18 protein-coding genes and 2 pseudogenes are annotated in these 20880 nt (G+C 60.0%); 6 read left to right on the forward strand and 14 right to left on the reverse strand.

From position 1 onward, the window contains the following. Nucleotides 1-42 precede the first annotated feature (42 nt). From ACG2K1_RS06945 to ACG2K1_RS06965, 5 genes and pseudogenes are all read left to right on the forward strand, one after another. The gene (locus ACG2K1_RS06945; protein WP_395428583.1) at nt 43-657 is read left to right on the forward strand and encodes a CDP-alcohol phosphatidyltransferase family protein; all 615 of its coding nucleotides are present in this window, start codon (nt 43-45) and stop codon (nt 655-657) included. Nucleotides 658-699: 42 nt separating this feature from the next. Continuing rightward, nucleotides 700-1368, forward strand: a complete 669-nt coding sequence (locus tag ACG2K1_RS06950; RefSeq protein WP_395428584.1) for an NAD(P)H-binding protein — start codon at nt 700-702, stop codon at nt 1366-1368. A 360-nt stretch (nt 1369-1728) separates the two neighbouring features. Next, nucleotides 1729-2322: pseudogene (locus tag ACG2K1_RS06955) on the forward strand (ABC transporter substrate-binding protein); the annotation flags it as partial. Between the two features lie 95 nt (nt 2323-2417). Next, nucleotides 2418-3527: a TonB-dependent siderophore receptor gene (locus ACG2K1_RS06960; RefSeq protein ID WP_009425226.1), complete on the forward strand. Its 1110-nt coding sequence runs from the start codon at nt 2418-2420 to the stop codon at nt 3525-3527. Between the two features lie 6 nt (nt 3528-3533). Then, entirely contained in the window at nt 3534-4526 is a 993-nt protein-coding gene (locus ACG2K1_RS06965) for a TonB-dependent siderophore receptor (RefSeq protein ID WP_395428585.1), read from the forward strand. Between the two features lie 48 nt (nt 4527-4574). Here ACG2K1_RS06965 and carB read toward each other — a convergent pair whose 3' ends face one another. From carB to tsaE, 14 genes and pseudogenes are all read right to left on the reverse strand, one after another. Beyond that, nucleotides 4575-7784 (reverse strand): carbamoyl-phosphate synthase large subunit, encoded by a 3210-nt coding sequence (gene carB / locus ACG2K1_RS06970; protein ID WP_395428586.1) that lies wholly within the window; start codon nt 7782-7784, stop codon nt 4575-4577. Nucleotides 7785-7839: 55 nt separating this feature from the next. Further along, nucleotides 7840-8463 carry a DUF6904 family protein gene (locus tag ACG2K1_RS06975; RefSeq protein ID WP_395428587.1) on the reverse strand — a complete coding sequence of 208 codons (624 nt, stop codon included), beginning with the start codon at nt 8461-8463 and terminating at the stop codon, nt 7840-7842. 106 nt (nt 8464-8569) lie between these two features. Beyond that, on the reverse strand, nt 8570-8797 hold the full coding sequence (vapB, locus tag ACG2K1_RS06980) for a type II toxin-antitoxin system VapB family antitoxin (RefSeq protein ID WP_395428588.1): 228 nt from the start codon (nt 8795-8797) through the stop codon (nt 8570-8572). 88 nt (nt 8798-8885) lie between these two features. Further along, a pseudogene (locus ACG2K1_RS06985) lies at nt 8886-9292 on the reverse strand (CAP domain-containing protein). 300 nt (nt 9293-9592) lie between these two features. Beyond that, the gene (locus ACG2K1_RS06990) at nt 9593-11191 is read right to left on the reverse strand and encodes an L-lactate permease (RefSeq protein ID WP_395428589.1); all 1599 of its coding nucleotides are present in this window, start codon (nt 11189-11191) and stop codon (nt 9593-9595) included. A gap of 687 nt (nt 11192-11878) precedes the next feature. Continuing rightward, complete coding sequence (locus ACG2K1_RS06995; RefSeq protein ID WP_009425239.1) at nt 11879-13324, reverse strand: LutB/LldF family L-lactate oxidation iron-sulfur protein; 1446 nt, start codon at nt 13322-13324, stop codon at nt 11879-11881. Further along, nucleotides 13321-14022, reverse strand: coding sequence for a lactate utilization protein C (locus ACG2K1_RS07000; RefSeq protein WP_009425240.1), 702 nt, complete (start codon nt 14020-14022; stop codon nt 13321-13323). The genes ACG2K1_RS06995 and ACG2K1_RS07000 overlap by 4 nt, the downstream gene beginning before the upstream one ends. Beyond that, complete coding sequence (locus tag ACG2K1_RS07005) at nt 14019-14789, reverse strand: (Fe-S)-binding protein (protein ID WP_009425241.1); 771 nt, start codon at nt 14787-14789, stop codon at nt 14019-14021. Before ACG2K1_RS07005 ends, ACG2K1_RS07000 begins: the two co-directional genes overlap by 4 nt. Nucleotides 14790-15058: 269 nt before the next feature. Next, entirely contained in the window at nt 15059-15493 is a 435-nt protein-coding gene (locus ACG2K1_RS07010; RefSeq protein WP_009425243.1) for a YiiD C-terminal domain-containing protein, read from the reverse strand. 162 nt (nt 15494-15655) lie between these two features. Further along, complete coding sequence (locus ACG2K1_RS07015; RefSeq protein ID WP_009425244.1) at nt 15656-15829, reverse strand: hypothetical protein; 174 nt, start codon at nt 15827-15829, stop codon at nt 15656-15658. Continuing rightward, nucleotides 15826-16311 carry a hypothetical protein gene (locus ACG2K1_RS07020; protein WP_395428590.1) on the reverse strand — a complete coding sequence of 162 codons (486 nt, stop codon included), beginning with the start codon at nt 16309-16311 and terminating at the stop codon, nt 15826-15828. The genes ACG2K1_RS07015 and ACG2K1_RS07020 overlap by 4 nt, the downstream gene beginning before the upstream one ends. 61 nt (nt 16312-16372) lie before the next feature. After that, a complete protein-coding gene (locus ACG2K1_RS07025; protein ID WP_036495520.1) occupies nt 16373-17464 on the reverse strand; it encodes a leucine-rich repeat domain-containing protein in 1092 nt (363 codons plus the stop codon). A gap of 238 nt (nt 17465-17702) precedes the next feature. Beyond that, the gene (locus tag ACG2K1_RS07030) at nt 17703-18989 is read right to left on the reverse strand and encodes an N-acetylmuramoyl-L-alanine amidase (protein ID WP_094031188.1); all 1287 of its coding nucleotides are present in this window, start codon (nt 18987-18989) and stop codon (nt 17703-17705) included. Then, nucleotides 18959-19456 carry a tRNA (adenosine(37)-N6)-threonylcarbamoyltransferase complex ATPase subunit type 1 TsaE gene (gene tsaE / locus ACG2K1_RS07035; RefSeq protein WP_009425248.1) on the reverse strand — a complete coding sequence of 166 codons (498 nt, stop codon included), beginning with the start codon at nt 19454-19456 and terminating at the stop codon, nt 18959-18961. The genes ACG2K1_RS07030 and tsaE overlap by 31 nt, the downstream gene beginning before the upstream one ends. A gap of 177 nt (nt 19457-19633) precedes the next feature. Here tsaE and dinB point away from each other — a divergent pair, with 177 nt between their 5' ends. After that, a complete protein-coding gene (dinB, locus tag ACG2K1_RS07040; protein ID WP_009425250.1) occupies nt 19634-20716 on the forward strand; it encodes a DNA polymerase IV in 1083 nt (360 codons plus the stop codon). Nucleotides 20717-20880 lie beyond the last annotated feature (164 nt).

The raw sequence follows: 20880 nt of genomic DNA on the forward strand, positions 1-20880 counted from the left end.
CGGCTATAATCGCCCGTCTTTTCCTTTTCAGACGGCCTCCCCATGAGCATCTACGCCCTCAAACCCCGATTCCAAAACCTGCTGCGCCCGCTGGTGCGCCGCCTGCACGCGCGCGGCATCACCGCCAACCAAGTCACCCTCGCCGCCTGCGCCGCCTCCGTCCTGCTCGGCCTGCTGCTGGCCGCCGCCGCGCAACACCGCATCCACGCCCTCTTCTGGCTGCTGCCCGTATGGCTAATCGTACGCATGGCGCTCAACGCCGCCGACGGCATGCTGGCGCGCGAATTCGGCCAACAATCGGCGCTGGGCGGCTATCTCAACGAAATCACCGACGTCGCCGCCGACGCCGCACTCTACCTGCCCTTCGCCTTCGTTGCCCCCTTCGGCGGCCTCGAAACCGCCCTCTTTGTCTGGCTCGCGGCACTGAGCGAACTGTGCGGCGTACTCGGCCAGGTACACGGCAGCGGCCGCCGCTACGACGGCCCGCTGGGCAAAAGCGACCGCGCCTTCCTCACCGGCCTTCTGGCCGTGTGGTATGCCGCCGCCGGCAGCCTGCCCGCCGCCTGCTACTGGCTGATGTGGCTCGCCTGCGCCCTGCTCGTCCTCACCTGCCTGCGCCGCGTGAAAAGCGGCCTGGCCGACGCAGACGAATCCTGAACATCCGTTCCGCCAACCCGCCCACACCATAAGGAAACCCGCATGACCCTCACAGCCGCCATCATCGGCGCCACCGGCGCCACCGGCCGCGAACTCACCGCCCTCCTGCTCGACGATCCGCGTTTTGGCGAAGTGCACATCTTCGTGCGCCGCGAACCCCGAATCAGCCACGACAAACTGCGCGTGCACATCATCGACTTCGCCCGCCCCGCCGACTGGGCAGCGCAAGTGCGCGGCGACATTCTCTTTTCCTGCCTCGGCACAACGCTGAAAGACGCGGGCAGCCAAGAGGCGCAGCGCCAAATCGACTATCAGGCCGTTATCGACACCGCCCGCGCCGCCCGCGCCAACGGCGTGCCGACCTTTGCCCTGCTCTCCGCCGCAGGCGCCGACCCGCAGTCGCGCATCTTTTATTCACGCCTCAAAGGCGAACTCGAACGCGACAGCGCCGCGCTCGCTTTCCCGCAACTGCTCGTCTTCCGAGCGCCCCTGCTGCTGCGCCCCGACAGCAAGCGCCCCGCCGAAGTGTGGAGCGCACGCCTGCTTAGCGCCCTCAACGCCATCGGCATCCTGAAAAGCCAGCAACCCCTGCCCGTCGCCGACCTCGCCCGCGCCATGGCCGACGCCGCCGTGCAGGCGCACACGCAGGCAGAGCACGGCGAAACCGTTTTCCCACCCGCCGACATCCGCCGCCTGCTCGGACGAAACTGAGGCCGTCTGAAAACCCAAAGGCCGTCTGAAACCCGATTCGGGGTTTTCAGACGGCCTCTTGTTTGTCTGCCCTTACCTGTCTCCCGCCCCAAACAGGAAAACGCCGTCCCGATTTGCGGGGCAACGGCACAGAGACCGTCTGAAAACAGAGTTGCAAACGAAGCGGCAAATTTCTTCCGTTAATCAAGAAAGGCCGTCTGAAAACCCCGAATCGGATTTTCAGACGGCCTCTCGTTTTGCCAAACCTGCCCATTCGGGAATTTCCACCTGCGCCATCGGGAATCACGCCGCCAGCCGGCTGGGCGGGGCAGGGGGTTTCGGTTTTAAATCGCGCTTCCCGCAACAGCAAGGAGTGCCGCGATGAAGCGTTTTTTCCCGACCGCCTGCGCCCTGGCGCTGGCCGCCTGTCTGCCCGCCGAGCAGGCGCAGGATGTTCCGCCTGCCGCAGCAAATGCCGCATCCGCCGCCGCAAGCGCGGACACGCTCGCCGTGCCAACCGTGCGCGGCGAAATTGTCGTGCCCAGGCAGCCTGAAAGAGTGGCGGTGTACGACTGGGCGGCTTTGGATGCCTTGAACCAATTGGGCGTGAACGTGGACGCGACCACCGCGCCGATGCAGATTGATTACCTGTAACCCGTGTTTGCCCGCGCGATAACCGTAGGCACGGTGTTCGAACCCGATTACGAAGCGCTAAACGCCTACCGCCCGCAGCTCGTCATCACCGGCGGGCCGAACGCAGAAGCCTATCCCAAGCTCGCCAATATTGCGCCGACCGTCGATCTGACGGTGGACAACGCCAATATCCGCGAAAGCGGCGGGCAGCAGATGGACGCGCTGGCGCGGATTTTCGGCCGCGAAGCCCAAGCGGCCAAGCTCAAAGCCGAAATCGACGCGCTGTTTGCCCAAACCCGCACCGCCGCCAAAGGCCAAGGGCGCTGCCTGGTGCTTTCCATACCCTGCTGGCCGCCGCGCTGCTGCCGTTTTACGCGCAGGCCGATACCGTTGCGCCGGGCGATAGCGCCGAGCTGGAAACCGTTACCGTAACCGCCGTGCGCGGCGGCGCGGTGTCGGCTTCGCCGCTGGGTCTGCCGATGACGCTGCGCGAGCTGCCGCAGAGCACCAGTATCATTGGACAACGTCAGATGCGCGAGCAGAACATCCGCACGCTTGACGATGCGCTGGTACAGGCCAACGGCGTCAGCCGCCAGATTTACGGCTCCAACCGCGCGGGCTACAACTATCTGTTTGCACGCGGCAGCCGCATCACCAATTTCAGCATCGACGGCCTGAACGCGGGCGACTCGCTGCAAGACGCGGGCAATGCCGCCACCGCCGCCTACGAGCGCGTGGAAGTGGTGCGCGGCGCCAACGGCCTGCTTTACGGCGCGGGCGAGCCGTCGGCTTCGGTGAACTTGGTACGCAAACGGCCGACGCGCACGCCGCAGGCGCAAATCGCGCTCCATGCTGGCAGCTACCGCCAAAACGGCGCGTCGGCCGACGTTTCAGGCAGCCTGAACGATGCCGGCACGCTGCGCGGCCGCGCCGTGGCCGATTTCCACCACGGCCGCACGTGGCGTGAGCGCGAAAAAAGCCGCGATTTCTCGCTCTATGGCATCGCCGAATACGACGTAACGCCCGCTACCCGCCTGCATGCGGGCGCGCATTACCAGCAGGCCAGAGAAACCGCCGCCTCTTCGCACAGCACCGTTACCTATGACAACGCAGGTTATGCCACCCCGCTGGGCGTGCATTACAACCCGTCGGCAGACTGGGCATACAGCCGCACGCGCACACTGAACCTGTTTGCGGGCGTACAGCATCAGTTCCGAAACGGCGTGCAGGGCAAAGTGGAATACAGCTACACAAAACGCGATTGGGATCATCCCTACGGCGTGGCGGGCATACTCGGCATCAACCACAACACCGGTGCCGCCGACATGATTACCGGCTACTGGCGCGACCGCCCGCACACCCACAGCCTTAACGCATCGCTCAACGGCAGCTACCGCCTGTTCGGCCGCGAACACGACTGGACGGCGGGCATCGGCGGCAGCCGCAGCAAAAGCAGCCGCCACGGCGCGCGCAATATCGCATTCAATGCCGTTGCCAATCTTGATGATTTCTCGCGCAGCGGCAGCTATCCCGAGCCTGCGTCCTAGTCCTATATGCAGCAGATACACGGCGAAAGCGACAAACGCCAAAGCGGCGGCTACCTCGCCACCCGTATCAGAGCAACAGACAAACTCTCGCTTATCGCCGGCGCGCGCTACAGCCGCTACCGTGCAGGCAGCTACAACACCCGCAGCCAAAGCATCGAACACGTATCCGGCGGCCGTCTCACCCCCTACACCGGCATCGTTTACGACTTCCATCCCAACTTCAGCGCCTACGCCTCCTACAGTAGCCTGTTCGTGCCGCAAACCCAGAAAGACCGAGACGGCGGCTACCTCAAACCCCTTACCGGCAGCCATCTCGAAGCCGGCATCAAAGCCAGCTGGCTGCAAGGCCGTCTGAATGCCTCCGCCGCCCTCTACCGCGCCCGCAAAAACCACCTGGCCGTAGCCGCAGGCCGCGACGCCAACGGCGACACCTACTACCAAGCCGCCGATCAAGCCGCCCACCACGGCTGGGAAGCCGAAATCAGCGGCCGCCTCACGGAAAGCTGGCAATTACAGGCAGGCTACAGCCAAAGCCGCACCCGCGACCGGCAAGGCAAACGGCTCAACAGCGACAGCATCCCCGAGCGCAGCTTCAAACTCTACACCTCCTACACCACGCAGCCTGAAAACCCGCGCGGCTGGACAATCGGCGGCGGCCTGCGCTGGCAGAGCGAAACCCATACCGACCCCGACACCATCCGCATGGACGACCCCGCCGCCAAAGCGCGCGCCGCCGCCAACAGCCGCCAAAAAGCCTACGCCGTAGCCGACCTGTTCGCCCGCTACCGCATCAGCCCGCAGGCCGAAGCCGTCAACGCACATTTCCAGCGCCAAATGCCGCTGCCGAGCGCCCGAGCGCAGACGGCGGCCGTCTTCGCCCAGCTGCCAGCCCGAGCCGGCGGCTTGGAAGTAGTTGCGGTATTGGTGGTAAAGGGTGTCGGTGTTCATAAAACGCTCCTGCGGATGAGATTTTTCCGACCTGTGATTAAGGCCGTCTGAAATCAATAAAACAGATTTCAGACGGCCTTTTAAGCCTTTTCAGGCTGCCTATTTCTTCAGCCGCCGATGCAACTCCTGCACGCTGTACACGCCTAGGTGGTCGCGGCTTTTTGCGCCTTCGCTCATGGCTTCGCCGCCGGCGATGGTGGTGTATTGCGGCACACGTTGGGTGAGGGAGGTGCGGCGGATGCTGTGGCTGTCGGTGATGGATTGCGCCGAGCTGCTGACGGTGTTCACCACCAGCGCGATTTCGCCGTTTTTAATCGCGTCCACGATGTGCGGGCGGCCTTCCTGCACTTTGTTTACCGCCTGCACGATGATGCCGTGCTCTTTCAGGTATTCGGCGGTGCCGCGTGTGGCGCAGACGCCGTAGCCGAGTGCTTGGAAGTTTTGCGCGGTTTTGACGATAAGCGGTTTGTCTTCGTCGCGTACGGCGAGGAAGATTTTGCCGGTCGGGTTCAGGCGTTCGCCTGCGCCGAGTTGGGCTTTGTAGTAGGCTTCGCCGAAGCTTGCGCCCACGCCCATCACTTCGCCGGTGGAGCGCATTTCGGGGCCGAGAATGGTGTCCACGCCGGGGAATTTGATGAAGGGGAACACGGCTTCTTTAACGGCATAGAAATCGGGGACGACTTCTTTTTCCACGCCTTGCTCTTGCAGGGAAATGCCCGCCATGCAGCGCGCGCCGACTTTGGCGAGCGGCACGCCGGTGGCTTTGGAGACGAAGGGAACGGTACGGCTGGCGCGCGGGTTCACTTCCAATACGAACACCACGCCGTCTTGCACGGCAAACTGTACGTTCATCAGACCGACCACGCCCAGCGCGTAGGCCATGGCTTTGGTTTGGCGGCGGATTTCGTCTTGGATTTCTTCGCTGAGCGAGTAGGGCGGCAGCGAGCAGCCGGAGTCGCCGGAGTGGATGCCTGCCTGTTCGACGTGCTGCATGATGCCGCCGATAACCACGTCTTTGCCGTCTGAAACGCAGTCCACATCCACTTCAATCGCGTTGTTCAGGAAGAAATCGAGCAACACGGGGCTGTCTTCGGATACCTGCACGGCTTCGCGCATGTATTTTTGCAACTCTTCGGCGGAATGGACGACCTGCATGGCGCGGCCGCCGAGGACGTAAGACGGGCGCACGACCAGCGGATAGCCGATTTCTTCGGCTTTGACGAGCGCTTCTTCTTCGTTGTGGGCGATGCGGTTGGGCGGTTGGCGCAGGCCTAAGTCGTTCAACACTTTTTGGAAACGTTCGCGGTCTTCGGCGGCGTCGATGCTGTCGGCGGACGTGCCGATGATGCTCACGCCGTTTTCAACCAATGCGTTGGCGAGTTTGAGCGGGGTTTGGCCGCCGTAATGCACAATCACGCCCCACGGGTTTTCGGTGCGGACGATTTCCAACACGTCTTCCAGCGTCAGCGGTTCGAAATACAGGCGGTCGCTGGTGTCGAAGTCGGTGGACACGGTTTCTGGGTTGCAGTTGACCATGATGGTTTCAAAGCCCGATTCGCGCAGGGCGAGCGCGGCGTGAACGCAGCAGTAGTCAAACTCGATGCCTTGACCGATACGGTTCGGGCCGCCGCCGAGAATCATCACTTTTTTACGGTCGGAAGGACGCGCTTCGCATTCCTCTTCGTAAGTGGAATAGAGGTAGGCGGTTTCGGTGGCGAACTCGGCGGCGCAGGTATCGACGCGTTTATAGACGGGATGCAGCTTCAGCGCGTAGCGGTGTTCGCGCACTTCTTTTTCTTTTACGCCTAAAAGCTGCGCGATGCGTTTGTCGGAGAAGCCTTTGCGTTTCAGACGACGTAAGGCGGCGAAATCCAAATCTTGCAGGCAGCCTGCACTTACTCGTTGCTCTTCTTTCACCAAGTCTTCGATTTGTGCCAAGAACCAAGGGTCGATGGCGCAGATTTCGTGGATTTCTTCCAGCGTGAAGCCCGCGCGGAACGCGTCTGCCACAAACAGCATGCGCTCAGGGCCCGGGTTTGCCAGTTCGCGGCGGATTTCCGCTTTGTCTTCGCTGCGCGGATTGAAGCCGCACAAGCCCGTTTCCAAGCCGCGCAGGGCTTTTTGGAAACTTTCCTGAATGGTGCGGCCCATCGCCATCACTTCGCCCACCGATTTCATCTGTGTGGTCAGGCGGTCGTCTGCGGCGGGGAATTTTTCAAACGCAAAACGCGGGATTTTGGTCACGACATAGTCGATGGAAGGCTCGAACGACGCGGGCGTGCGGCCGCCGGTGATGTCGTTGCGCAACTCGTCCAGCGTAAAGCCGACCGCCAGCTTCGCCGCCACCTTCGCAATCGGGAAGCCCGTTGCTTTGGAAGCCAGCGCGGACGAACGGCTCACGCGCGGGTTCATCTCAATCACAATCATCTCGCCGTTTTCAGGGTTTACTGCAAACTGCACGTTCGAGCCGCCCGTGTCCACGCCGATTTCGCGCAATACCGCCAAGCTTGCGTTGCGCATGATTTGGTATTCCTTGTCAGTCAATGTTTGTGCAGGCGCAACCGTAATCGAGTCGCCCGTATGCACACCCATCGGGTCGAAGTTTTCAATCGAGCAAATAATGATGCAGTTGTCGGCCTTATCGCGCACGACTTCCATCTCGTACTCTTTCCAGCCGAGAACGGACTGCTCAATCAGCAGCTCATGCGTGGGCGACGCATCGAAACCGCGTTCGCAAATCGCCAAAAACTCGTCTTTATTGTAGGCAATGCCGCCGCCCGAACCGCCCATCGTGAAAGACGGGCGAATCAGCGTCGGAAAGCCGACCTGTTCCTGCGCCGCCAAGGCTTCGTTCATCGTGTGGCAGACAAAAGATTTCGGGCAGGAGAGGCCGATTTTTTCCATCGCTTCCTTAAAGCGGCCGCGGTCTTCCGCCTTGTCGATCGCGTCTTCCGTCGCGCCGATCAGCTCGACATTGTATTTCGCCAGCACGCCGTTGCGCGCCAAATCCAGCGCACAGTTCAGCGCGGTCTGGCCGCCCATCGTGGGCAGAATCGCATCGGGCCGCTCCTTGGCGATAATCTTCTCCACCGTCTGCCACATAATCGGCTCGATGTAGGTAACATCCGCCATTTCAGGGTCGGTCATAATCGTGGCGGGGTTGGAATTCACCAGAATGACTTTATAGCCTTCTTCACGCAAAGCTTTGCAGGCCTGTGCGCCCGAATAGTCAAATTCGCAGGCCTGACCGATAACGATAGGGCCGGCGCCGATGATAAGGATGGATTTTAGGTCGGTACGTTTGGGCATGGGTGGGTCTTTCGTTTCGAGTTTATCTTGAAGAAATAAAAAATTAATGTAGTAGTTACCAATGAATAGTTTCTAGATCTAATTCAAATACGCTGGGTTCATACTCTTCAAAATTAACTGTTCTATCGGAAAAATAAGGGGAGAATGATTGAATCGTTCGTAATAATGCGGAAGTGCGCTTAGTTTTATTGTTTAATTTTAAAAAATAATTAACTCTACTAGGGAGTATTTCTGGAATTATGGAGGAATTTAAATAGGGCAAGCTTTGCATACTAGCTAAAATATCAACAGAAGTTTTGGGAAATACTTTATGCAAACAAGATTCTAAATAATACTCTAGAAGATACATGTATGATTGCTCTTTTTTAGAAGTATCTACATAGGCCATACAGAATCTCATAAATGAAATATCTAACAATAAATCAATCCAATTAATATGCACTCCATAAATAGGAATATGTTGGTTATGAAAGTCTATTAACTTATTACTTTCTCTTTTATTTTCATAACATTTTCGAACATCATATGAGAAAGACATTAAACATTCTCGAAGATCCTCGTCAGCAATAACAGAACTTTGCCATAGTTTATGACTTAATTCATGTATTGATTGCAAGGTAATTGTATCTCCCCATAAAATGACTCCAGCACTTTTAGGGGTATTCTCCATAAATAACATACAGATATTCTCCAAAATTATAATTTAGCAAGCGTAGGTTGGGGCGCGACCCAACAAAAAACCGTTAAATCATCTGCTCCATGCTGGGTTTGCAACCCAACCTACCCTACTGCTCCCGCTCGGGCTGGACGGCGGTTTCCCGCTCCGCCATAAAATCTTCGCTGACGCCGGCGGCGTTAAAGAAGCTGTCCCATGTTTGCGCGGCAGGGCTGATGATGCGCTCGTTGCCGACCACGCGCACGCTCACGGTTTTCACATGGCTGCCAAACTGCGCCTGCTCGGGCAGTCTGACGCTTTGGCCGTCGGCGGCGAATGACAAACTGACTCGTGTCATGGTGCCCTCCTTAATGTTGGTGCGGATTCGGGAATCCGGTTTGTCGGCCAAAGGCCGTCTGAAAACCTCAACTCCATCCCGCCGCTTTTCACTTCCCCGCCAACGACCCGAAGTTCTGCACCCAATAGACACCGTATTTGGAATGCCGGTTGGCGGCGTAGGCCATGCCGACTTCGGTGTAGGCGGTGTCCATGATGTTTTTGCAGTGGCCGGGGGCGGCCAGCCAGGTGTCGAGGCGGCGCGGGCGGTGGGTTCGCCGGCGAGGATGTTTTCGCCGACGGCGCGGTAGCGGTAGCCTGCTTGTTCGACGCGCCCGGCCATGTCGCGGCCGTCGGGGCTTTCGTGGCGGAAGTAGTTTTTGTCGGCCATGTCCTGCGCGTGGGCGGCGGCGGCTTTCTCAAGCAAGGGATTCCATTTCAGCGGCGGCGCGGCGGGGTGGTAGGTTTTGCCGCAGGTTCTGCCGAGGGTACGGGCTTGGCTGATTAAGTCGGCCATTTGCTGCGCGGTGGCCGGTTCGGCGGCGGGCGGCGCGGCGCAGGCAGCCGCCGACAATGCGGCGGCCAAGAGTGCGGTGTGGCACGTGTTCACGGTTTTCCCTTTTGTTTTATCTGCGCAACCGTCGAAAGGATTTTCAGACGGCCTCTACCCTTTGCGCTTTCTGCGGGCAAACGGGCGCGATTATACTGCAAACCGTTTGCACGGGTGCGGGTTTTGCCGCTCGGCTGCGGCAATAAAGAGGCCGTCTGAAACGCCTTGGCGGGGTTTCAGACGGCCTCTTGCGCGGCTCACAGGTTCTTACAGAGGCAGCAGCGGCATAACAATCACGGCCATCACGGCGGCGATGATGCCGTAGATGAACATGGGCACGACGGTTTTTTTGATGATCGCGCCTTCGGCGTTGTTGACGTTCAACACGGAGCAGACGGCGATGATGTTGTTGATGCAGACCATATTGCCCATTGCGCCGCCGACGGATTGCAGGGCGAGGATGAGGGTGACGGAGAGGCCGGTATCGACGGCAATCTGCTGCTGGATGGCGCCGAAGGTGAGGTTGGACACGGTGTTCGAGCCCGAGAAGAAGGCTCCGATGGCACCGAGGTAGGAGGAGAAATAAACCCAGTGCTGCCCGGCCATGTCGGCGAATTCTTTGCCGATGGTTTTCACCATGGAGTTGTCGCCGCCCACCATCATGAGTTTGACCATGATGAGGGCGCCCATCAGGGCGAGCAGGGGTTTTTTGGTTTGGTTGAAGGTGGCGACGTAGAAGCTCCAGGCGTCTTTGAATTTGGTTTTGTAGAGCAGGATGCAGATCCAAACGGTAATGACGAAGGGTATCCACGCGGGCACGTAGAGGGTTTGGTATTTTTCCGTTACGCCCGTGCCGAAGATGTTGCCGAAGACAAAGGTCAGCGATTGGGTGACGGTAATGTCGGACAGGCCGAAGGGCAGGGAGAAGGAAAACCAGGGTTCGGTGCTAGTCATCAGGCCTTTGAGGCCGATTTGTTTGATGCGGGTGACGACGAGCATGCCGATCAGCATGCCCAGCGGGGCAAGGGCTTTGGCGACCTGGCCTGCGGACACTTTTTCCGCGTTCGGGTCTTTGGCGTGTTCTTTGCTCAAGCCCCAGCCGTGGTTGGCGGCGAACACGGAAACCAAGAGGCCGATGGCGCCGGCGACAAGCGAGGGAAACTCTTCGTTCACCTGCGCCAAAATGACGTAGGGGATGGTGCAGGAAAGGATGGCGATGTAGATGAAGCCGAGGTTTTTGCGGATTTCCTGCCATGACACGATAAAGCTGAGGCCGATCAGCGGGATGATGAAACCGGCAACGAAGTGGATGATGCCGGTTTGGCGGCCGATGGCGAGGATGTCTTCATGCGGCAGGTCGAGCTGGCCGAAGCCGAACCATGTGGGCGTGCCGACCGCGCCGAAGGACACGGGCACGGAGTTCATCACCAGCGTGAAGATGGCGACGCGCAGCGGATTGAAGCCGAGGCTCATCAGAATCGGGGCGGCGATGGCGGCGGGCGTGCCGAAGCCCGATGCGCCTTCAATCATAAAGGCAAACGACCAGCCGATAATCATCAGCTGGGCGACGGGGTTGGGGCTGATGGTGGCCAGCCATTTGCGGATGACGTCGATGCAGCCGGTGGTTTCCATCATGCGGTTGAACATAATCGCGCCGAAAATCACGGTAATCGGCGTCAGCGTAGCGACAAGGCCGGCGGCCACGTTGGCGTTGAGCAGGACGAACGGGTTGTCGAAATAACTGATTTGCAAAACGTAAATCAGCAGCGCAGTGGCCGGCAGGGCGATATACGAAGGAACGCTGTTTTTCTTCACCATCAGCCAGATAAGCAGCACGATGGGGAAAATGCTTAAAAATAAAGCCATTTTTCAATCCTTTGCGGACGGGTTGTTGTGAAGGGTATGCTCGTGCATACGGTTTTTTTGCCGGCGCTCTGTCGCACGGCTTTTTTCAGACGGCCTCACGGTATCGCTGGGGCGTGTTGGCACTCAGCTTGCGAGGCGGTTTTTTGAGGAAAAATCCACGTTTGCAAGAAAAAAAGCACAGCAAGATTGGACATCTTGCGGGCATTTTTGACGCAGCAGGCGTGGATTTTTACCAAAAATACCGCCGCAAGGCTGAATATCAACACGCCCAGAGCCGTCTGAAAAATCGGAGTCGGCCGCCTGTGTGTTTCAGACGGCCTTCGATATGGTTTCTGCATCAGGGGGCAAACCCGCCCTGCCCTGCGCCTGTTTTGAGGCCGTCTGAAAGCGGGGCTTCGGCGAAGTCAAAACACGGCGACCGTGTTTGGCGGCCGACGGTTTCGCCGCAGCGGGTTTGAACGTGCGCCGCAACTCTGCTTTCAGACGGTCTCGCGGCAGGAAAACACGCGGCAGGCCGCCCATGTTCACTTCGTTGAAGCTGCATTTTCAGACGGCCTTGATGCTGCGGCGGGAAGTTTTCTGTCTGCCTCCCGCCCGCAGGCGTTTTCCAAACAGGCCGTCTGAAAGCGGGGTTTTACGCCTGTGGCGGCAAAACGGGTTTTCAGACGGCCGCAAAGGCAGGCGGCGCTATTTGCGCTTTTCCCTTTCCTTCATCAGCTCGTGCAGCGTTTTGGCGGCGGGCTTCATCGGCTTGCGGTGATCCGTCCAGCCCAGCTGCGAGGGCGGCGTGAGGGCGCGGAAGGTGGTGGCCGCCCAACCGAAGGCGCGGTAGGCTTTTTTGCCGCTGAAAATGCCGTTGTAGGTGCGCCAGGCCAGCGTTTCGCCCAAGGTGTGCGACGCGCCCTGCCCGCGGATCGGGTGCGGCACTTTTTCGTCGCGCGGGCGCTGCGCCTCTTCGCGCAGGCGGCGCATCTGCGCGGTGATGGGAATGCGCACGGGGCAGACTTCGTCGCAGGCGCCGCACATGGTGCAGGCGGTGGGCAGATCGCGCGTGGCATCGAGGCCGAGCAGGTGCGGCGAGACGATTTCGCCGATGGGGCCGGGATAGGTCGTGCCGTAGGCCGCGCCGCCGATGCGGGTGTAGACGGGGCAGTGGTTCATGCACGCGCCGCAGCGGATGCATTGCAGGGTGCGGCGCATCTGTTCTTCGGCATAGGCCTGGCTGCGGCCGTTGTCCAAAAGGACGAGGTGCATTTCCTGCGGGCCGTCGAGTTCTTCGCCGCGGCGCGGGCCGGTAATCATATTGAAATAGGTGGTTATCGGCTGGCCGATGGCGCTGCGCGGCAGCAGGCTGTACAGCGGCGGGATGTCCGACAGTTTGGCCACGACTTTTTCAATGCCGGTGATGGCGATGTGCACGGGCGGCACGGTGGTGGAAAGGCGGCCGTTGCCTTCGTTTTCCACCAGACAGAGCGTGCCGGTTTCGGCAACGGCGAAGTTCACACCGGAGAGGCCGACGTCGGCCGTGCGGTAGACGTCGCGCAGCGCCTGACGGGCGATGCCGGTGAGCTCGTCCACATCGTCGGTGAGCGGCGTGCCGAGGTTTTTGTGGAACAGCTCGCTCACCTGCTCTTTGGTTTTGTGGATGGCGGGCATCACGATGTGGGTAGGCTTTTCGCCTGCCATCTGCACAATAAATTCGCCCAAATCGCTTTCCACGGCCTTCACGCCCTGCTCTTCCAAATAATGGTTCAGCTCGATTTCCTCGCTGACCATCGATTTGCCTTTCACCATCAGCTTGCCGTTTTTGGCGGTAATGATGTTGTGGATGATTTGACAGGCTTCGGCCGGGGTTTCCGCCCAATGCACTTTCACACCCAAGCGGGTCAGGTTGGCTTCAAGCTGTTCGAGCAGCTCGGGCAGACGGGCGAGCGAGCGCTGGCGGATGTGTTCGCACAGGGTACGCAAGAGTTGCAGCTCTTCTTCGTCGGACAACACGCTTTTGCGGCGGGTCATCAGCATATCCATGGCCGTGCGCAGGCTTTTGCGCAGCGGCTTGTCGGCCAGCGCCTCGCGGGCGTTTTGCTTGAAGGTTTCGGGTTTCGGGTGGAAATGTACAGTTTGCGTGCTCATGCGGCGTCCTCCAAGTCGGCGGGGGCGATGTGCTCGGGCAGGACGGCCAGCACCACCAAATCGCGCGGGCCGTGTGCGCCGTAGGCCAGCGTGAGCTGGATGTCGGCGGTTTTCGACGGGCCGGACACCAGCACCACGTTGGTGGGCATCCCGGCGGCCATGTTTTCGCCGTGCATGGCGTGGTGAAAGGTGTCGTACATTTTCGCCGTGTCAAACAGGCAGAAATGCACGGGCGGCACCAGGCTCTGGCTGCGCGGCTCTTGCGGCGTCGGCCACAGCATCAGCGTGCCGGTGTGGGCGATGCCGCAGCGGGCGGAGGTGAAGCCCGCGTCGATATCCGCAAAATACTCGTCTTTCCAATCTTCTATCGGCTTGTCGAAGCCTTTGGTTTCTATGTTTGAGGCCGTCTGAAAAACCCGGGCGGCAGCGCGGCCGTGTTCGGTTTGCAGCGGCAGCAGGATGTTTTTCAGCCCTTTGCCTTCGGCCGCTTCGAGCATGACCTGCGGCCAGTTGTCGCGCGTCACCCAATAAATTTCCGTTTTCACCGCCCGCATGGCCTTCGCCCAATGTTTCAGGCGTTCGGTTTCGCTGTCCCATACGGGCGACATTTCACGGTAAAACTCTTCGACGCGCGGCTCCATCATCGGATAGGCGTCGGCCTTTTTCAGTTTGGCCAAAATGTTTTCGCGCGCGCTCATGCCTTGCCTCCCGTGCGTTCCAGAAGGAAGGTGGCGATGTGCTTGGGACGCGGCATCTGCGGCTCGTCTTTGGCGATTTTGCCGCCGATGTTCATCATGCAGCCGGCGTCGGCGCTGACGATTTCCACCGCTTCCGTGGCTTTGAGCGAAGCCACTTTGTCGGCCACCATCGCGCCCGAAATGTCGGGCTGCTTCACGGAAAACGTGCCGCCGAAACCGCAGCATTCGCTTTCGTGGTCATGCACCACGCGTTCGACGTTTTTCAGGCTGTCCACCAGCTTCCAGCCCGTGAGGTGCACGCCCATTTCGCGCCGCGCGCCGCAGGAAGTGTGCACCGCCACCCTGATGCTGTCGCCCTTGTCTTCAGGCGCATAGCCGATGTCGAGCAGGAAATGCGTAAATTCCACCACCCTGTCCGCCACCTCGCAGGCTTTTTCCTCATGGGCGCTGCCGGCAAAAAGCTGCGGCCAGTGGTGTTTCATCATGCCGCCGCACGAGCCCGAGGGCACGACAATCGGCCAGTTTTCGGGAAACAGATCAAGCTGGGCGGCGGCGATGTCGGACGCTTCCTGCGGATGGCCGGAAGTGTAGGCCGGCTGGCCGCAGCAGCTCTGTCCCATCGGAAAATGCACGCGGATGCCCTGCTGCTCGATCAGCGTCACGGCATCCAAACCCGCTTCGGGCATGAAAATGTCGAGCAGGCAGGTGCCGAAAAAATACACATCGGCGGGTTTGCCGCCGATGTCGGATTCGGAGTTTGTGTTCATAAATTGGCTTTTGGTTTGTGTTTTGCTTGTTTTTTATGCAAACCGTGCTAACGGTTGCGGGGCGGCACTTTAAGTAATCTGATGTAAGCGGTCAAGGAAAAAATGACAAACACACCTGTTTAACCGCATCAAAAATAAGGTTTTTCCCATACGGAAAGTAAAATTGGCGACAATCTGTCCGAACAGCGGCTGCGGCGGCAAAAAACGGCGTTTTCCCCGCCGCACAGCAGGAAAACGCCGCCTGCAAGAACAAAACAAACGCGCCTGCCCTACCCTGCCAGCGCAACATACCTGCCCGTCAGCCGTGCCACGGGGAGGCTGTCTGAAAAGCCCTCCACCGCCAAATCGATTTTGCCCTTGCCGCGCTGCGCCAGCATTTCGCGGCAGCGCGTCCACCCGGCGGCGGGACTTTTGGCAGACAGCAGCAAATCGCCGTGCGCGGGGGCGGTGTAACGGATTTCGCTGCTTTGTATCACGATGTTGCCCGCCGCTTCGGGGCAGTTCAGGTGCACCAGCGCCCAGCCGCACACGGTCGCGCCCAGCGCGCTGCTGCCACCGAACACGGTGTTTTTGTGGTTGCGGTTGGGTGCGTGCGGCATCAAGAGTTCCACGCCGTCTGTGCCGCAGGAAAGCACGCGGATGTGCAGCGCGGCGGTGGCGGGGATGCAGCGGTGTAGGAAGTCTTGCAGTTCTTGCGCGGTCATGGTTCGGTCTCCTTGGTTGGCTTGGATAAAAGGCCGTCTGAAAAAACGGGCTCGCCGCTTTCAGACGGCCTTAAGATTGACACGGGAGGCCGTCTGAAAAGGTTTCGGCTTCGCTTGTTTTAACCTCGTTGCAGCTGCGCTTTCAGACGGCCTTTCCGTTGCTCACGTCCATTCCTGCATTATCAGCGCGGTGCGGCTTGCGGGTTCGTAGAACAGAATCAGCCAGTTCGCGCCGTTGCAGCCGTAGTGGTAGGCGGGGACGGCAGCGGCCTGGAAGAAGGGTTTGCCGTCGCGGCTGATGCGGATGTTGCCATTGGGGTCGCTGTCGTCGGTCACGGTTTGTCAAAATCCAGCGCGTAGGCGGCAGGAGCGGTTAAGCCGTCCGTCCAGTTGCCGTACCAGCAGGCGCCGCCGAGTTGTTCGATAAAGCTGTAAGTGCCGCTGTAATTGGGCGGTTTGTGCAGGCTTGCAAAAGCGTGCGCGGTTTGCAGGTTTTTCAGATGCGGAAAACGTGCGATGTCGATTTCCCTGTCCGGAAGCCAGCGCAGGCTGTGCAGGTTTTCCAGCGCGTAAACGGGCGACAGGTCGGTTTGCGGGTGCAGGCGGCAGCACAGTTCCAATTCGCGTATCTGCGCAAAGCGCGCCAGAGAAGACAGGTCTAAGCGGTAGGCTTTGCCGTCTTCGGCGGCAATACCGAGTTTTTGCTGCTTGGGATGGCAGCGGATAAAGGTTTCAACCGCTGCGGGCAGTTGGGCGGCGTTTAAGGTCAGCACGCCGTCGGCACGCTTGAACAGTCCGTTGGGGTCGAATAAAGCCATTTTGTTTTCCTGTTGTGTTCAAGGCAGCCATTGGCTTTCAGACGGCCTTTATCGCGCCGCATCAGTCTTCAAACGCAAACTCCCCGCAGTAATACAGCCGCCCGCCCTTATCCTTGCCGTATTGCGCCGTCAGCGCCGCCAAGGCTTCGCGGGTGCGTTTTTGTTCGCAGAAAATATCGGCGCGTTGCAGGGTGGGGTTTTGCAGCGAGGGGGTGTAGATTTGGATGTCGGGCGGGGTGAAGTTGTTGTTTTCAATCAGAAGCTGGCGCAGCGCGGGCGCGTGTTGCAGCCCGCGAAAATCGGTGATGTTTTTGCAGGCGACGATGTCTATGCGGCGCAGTTTGGCGGCGCGGGAAAAATCGGGCAGCGCACTGATGCCGTTCATGGTTTCGATAAACAGGTATTGCAGGTTCGGCAGCGCGGCGATGGGGCTCAGGCTGCTGATTTTGGGCGTGCGCCACAGTTGCACATAGCGCAGGCGGGGCAGACGGGCGAGCGCGTCAAGATTGCCGACGCCGCACAGTTGCAGGGTGAGGCTTTGCAGTTTTTCGGATTGGGCAAGGAAATCCAGATTGCTGATTTTGTTGGAAATGCTGCGAAGATGCAGGGTTTCCAGCCCGGGCAGTCGGGGAATCAGCTCGGGCAGGCCTTTTTCGCAGTTGCCGATGCTGAGGAATTTGAGTTTTTGCAATCGGGCAACGGGGGCAAGGTTGAATTTGGCTTTGTGATAGTCGCACCGCAGCAGGAGTTTTTCCAAATCGGGGCTGACGTGCTGCAAGAAATCCAAGTTGTCCAAGCCGTCGGCCGTGAGCACGAGGCTTTTGAGCTTGGGCAGGCGGGCGAGTGCTTCAAGGTGGGTGGCGGGGTGTTCGTTGTCGTTTTCCACCCAAAGGTTTTGCAAATCGGGCAGATGGCGCAACAGGGTAAGGTTGGGCTTTTTTTGCCAATACAGGCGCAGGGCAATATGGGGGTGTTTGGCGAAAATCCGCTCGTTGAGTTTTTTCAGGTTATCCGCGCCGATTTTGGCAAGGCTGCGCGCGGTCTGCACATAGGCGCATTCGGCAAGCTGCGTTTCCCATTCGGCAAATTCTTGTTCGCTGAATTCGGCATCGCTCAAATCAATGGATTCTTGGTAAGTGATGTATGAGCCCATTGGTTCTCCTTAATGGAAATTGAAAATAAAAGGCTGTCTTGGTACCCGCAGCCGCGTCGGCCGTATTTGTCGTAGCCAATCAGGATAGCGGGCTGCCGGGTTTTCGTCCAACGGGTGTCGGTTTTGACGTGTTTGGCGCGTACCGGTTTGCAGAGGCCGTCTGAAAGGCGTGTCCGCTATGGAACAGGCTTTTCAGACGGCCTTTTGTCTGTTTTCAGACGGCCTTTTTTCAGACGGCCTATCTGCGGGCGAGGATGGCGACGGAGAGGTAGGCTTTCACGCCTGCGGTGATGGCGTCGGCGCATTGGTGGCGGAAGGTCATGCCGCTGAGTTTGCGCTCTTCTTCGGGGTTGGAGAGGAAGGCGGTTTCGACGAGGATGGAGGGGATGTCGGGCGCGCGCAAAACGGCGAAGTTGGCCTGGTCGAGACTGCCTTTGTGCAGCTTGTTGTATTTGCCCAGTTCGACGAGGACGCGTTTGCCGAGGATTTCGCTGTCTTTGTTGGTAACGGTCTGGGTCATGTCGAGGATGGCGCTGTCGACGTCTTTGTTGCCGACGGTGCGCACGCCGCCGATGGCGTCGGCGTTGTTTTGCGTTTGGGCGAGGAATTTGGCGGCCGCGCTGCTGGCGCCGCGGGTGCTGAGGGTGTACACGCCGGTGCCGCGCGCGCTGGGGCTGGTGAAGGCGTCGGCGTGGATGGAGATGAAGAGGTCGGCACGCAGTTTGCGCGCTTTGGCCACGCGCACGCCCAGCGGGATGAAGACGTCTTCGTTGCGCGTCATGTGGACTTTGTAGCCGAGGCTTTCCATGCGTTTTTTGGTTTCGCGGGCGATGGAGAGGACGACGTCTTTTTCGCGCAGGCCGCTTTTGCCGATGGCGCCCGGGTCTTCGCCGCCGTGGCCGGGGTCGAGCACGATAACGGGCTGGCGGCTGTGCCTGCGGTCGGGCGCGGCCGGCGGGGTGTTGTCGGCGCGGGCGGGCGGTTCGGGCGGTTTTTTGACGGGCGGGGTGTCGGCTCCCGTGCCCCTGCTGCTGATTTTGCCGTTGGAGTAGTCTTCGAGCAGCGCCATCAGGGGGTCGTTGGCGTCCTGCGCGTGCATGGGGTAGAGGTCGGCGACAAGGCGGTGTTTGAAGTTGGCGACGGGCGCGAGGGTGAAGAGCTGCGGGTTGACGTCGGTTTTCAGGTCGATAACGATGCGCACGGTGTCGGCGGTGTTTTGGCCGACGCGGATGGTGCCGATGTAGGGGTCGCTGCGCTGGACTTTGCTGTTGATTTCCTGCAAAACGGAATTGAGCTGCACGCCTTTGAGATCGAGCACGAGGCGGCGCGGATTGTCGAGGGTGAAGTAGTTGTATTGCAGCTTTTCGGTGGATTCCAGCGTGATGCGGCTGTAGGCGCTGGCCGGCCAGATGCGCACGGCGACAAACTGCGGCACGCCTTTGGCAAAGGCGGCGGGGGTGACGGTAAACAGCAGGCCGGCGGCGGCGCTGCGGATTATTTGGCGGCGGGTAAATTTCTTATCCATGCTTCTAAACTTTTTCTGCCGTGGGTGGTGTGGGAATACAGGCGGGCGTTGCGCCCGCCGTCGGCGTGTCCGAGTGCGAGGGTGATGTCGGGCGGCGGCGTGTATGCGCCGCCCTTATCCGGCCATTCGATGAGGCAGATTGCGCCGTCGGATGCCAAATCGTCCAAGCCCGCGTCTTCCCATTCTTCGGGCGAAGAGAAGCGGTAGAGGTCGAAATGGTGGAGGGGAAACTGCGGCAGCGGATAGGATTCGGCGATGGCGTAGGTCGGACTTTTCACCGCGCCGGCAAAACCTAGCGCGCGCAACAGGCTGCGTGCAAACGAGGTTTTGCCCGCACCCAATCCGCCTTCGAGCCACAGCACCAAAGGCGGGCTGAGGCCGTCTGAAAATACGGCGGCCAGCGCCTGCGCCAAAGCGGCGGTGGCGGACTCGTCGGGCAGGAAAACCGTGTGGGAAACAGCGTTCATGGGCGGGAAGCGGCGAAAAAGCGCGAATTATGCGGCAAACCATGCCTTTTGCAAACCTTGCGCGTCCGAACGCGGTATTTGCCGCGCAAACGGCAGCAGGCGCACCTTTCAGACGGCCGGATACGGGCATAAAATACGCTCCCTTCCCTGTTTCCCCGACCAATCACCCCCCCCGCCATGCAGCCGCGAAAAATCATCCACATCGACATGGACGCCTTCTACGCCTCGGTAGAGCTGCGCGAGCGTCCCGAACTGCGCGGCCTGCCCGTCGTCGTGGCCTGGGAGGGCGCGCGCTCCGTCGTCTGCGCCGCCTCCTACGAAGCGCGCAAATACGGCCTGCACTCTGCCATGCCCGCCGTCACCGCCCGCCGCCTCTGCCCGCAGGCCGTGTTCGTTGCGCCGCGTTTCCCCCTCTACCGCCAAGTCTCGCAGCAGATACACGGCATTTTCAGACGGCATACCGACCTTATCGAACCCCTCTCCCTCGACGAAGCCTATCTCGACGTCACCCGCAACAAACAAAACCTGCCCTACGCCGGTGACATCGCCCGCCTCATCCGCGCCGATATCCGCAGCGAAACCGGCCTCACCGCCTCCGCCGGCATCGCCGCCAACAAATTCCTCGCCAAAATCGCCTCCGACTGGAACAAGCCCGACGGCCAGTTTTCCCTGCCGCCGCAAAAAAGCGAAGCCTTTCTCGCCACCCTGCCCCTGGGCAAAATCCCCGGCGTCGGCAAAGTCACCCTGCAAAAAATGCACCGCCTCGGCCTCTCCACCGCAGGCGATCTGCGCCGTTTCAGCCGCGGCGAGCTGGCCAACCTGTTCGGCAAATGGGGCTACCGCCTCTACGACCTTGCGCGCGGCACCGACAACCGCCCCGTCAAACCCGACCGCGAACGCCTGCAAATCTCCACCGAAACCACCCTTGCCCGAGACCTGCCGCTTTCCGCCGCCCTGCTCTGCCTGCCGCAGCTGGCAGAAGAACTGTGGGCGCAGGCCGAACGCAAAAAATGCCGCGCCCGCAGCGTCACCCTCAAACTGAAAACCGCCTCCTTCCGCATCCTCACCCGCTCCCTCACCTACTCCGCCGCTCTGCCCGATTCTGCCGCCCTCCTCGCCGCCGCGCACACCCTGTCCGCACGCATGCCCGACCCGCCCGAAGGCTGCCGCCTCATCGGCCTCGGCCTCTCGCATCTCGAACAGGAAAACCGCCAGCCCGATTTGTGGGAAAACGGCGGAGAAGACGAAGAGGCCGTCTGAAAGCTCAGCATGGGCAAAATGCCGTCCGCCATTCATTGCCGTCCATTAAAGAAAGAAGGCCGTCTGAAAGCCGTTTCCGCTTCGTTGAAGCTGCGCTTTCAGACGGCCTTTCATGCTTTCAGACGGCCTCCAAGCATCCCGAGCAAGTGCTCCAATCAAGCTAT

Source organism: Neisseria sp. 23W00296 (genome assembly GCF_044772855.1).
Classification (GTDB): domain Bacteria; phylum Pseudomonadota; class Gammaproteobacteria; order Burkholderiales; family Neisseriaceae; genus Neisseria.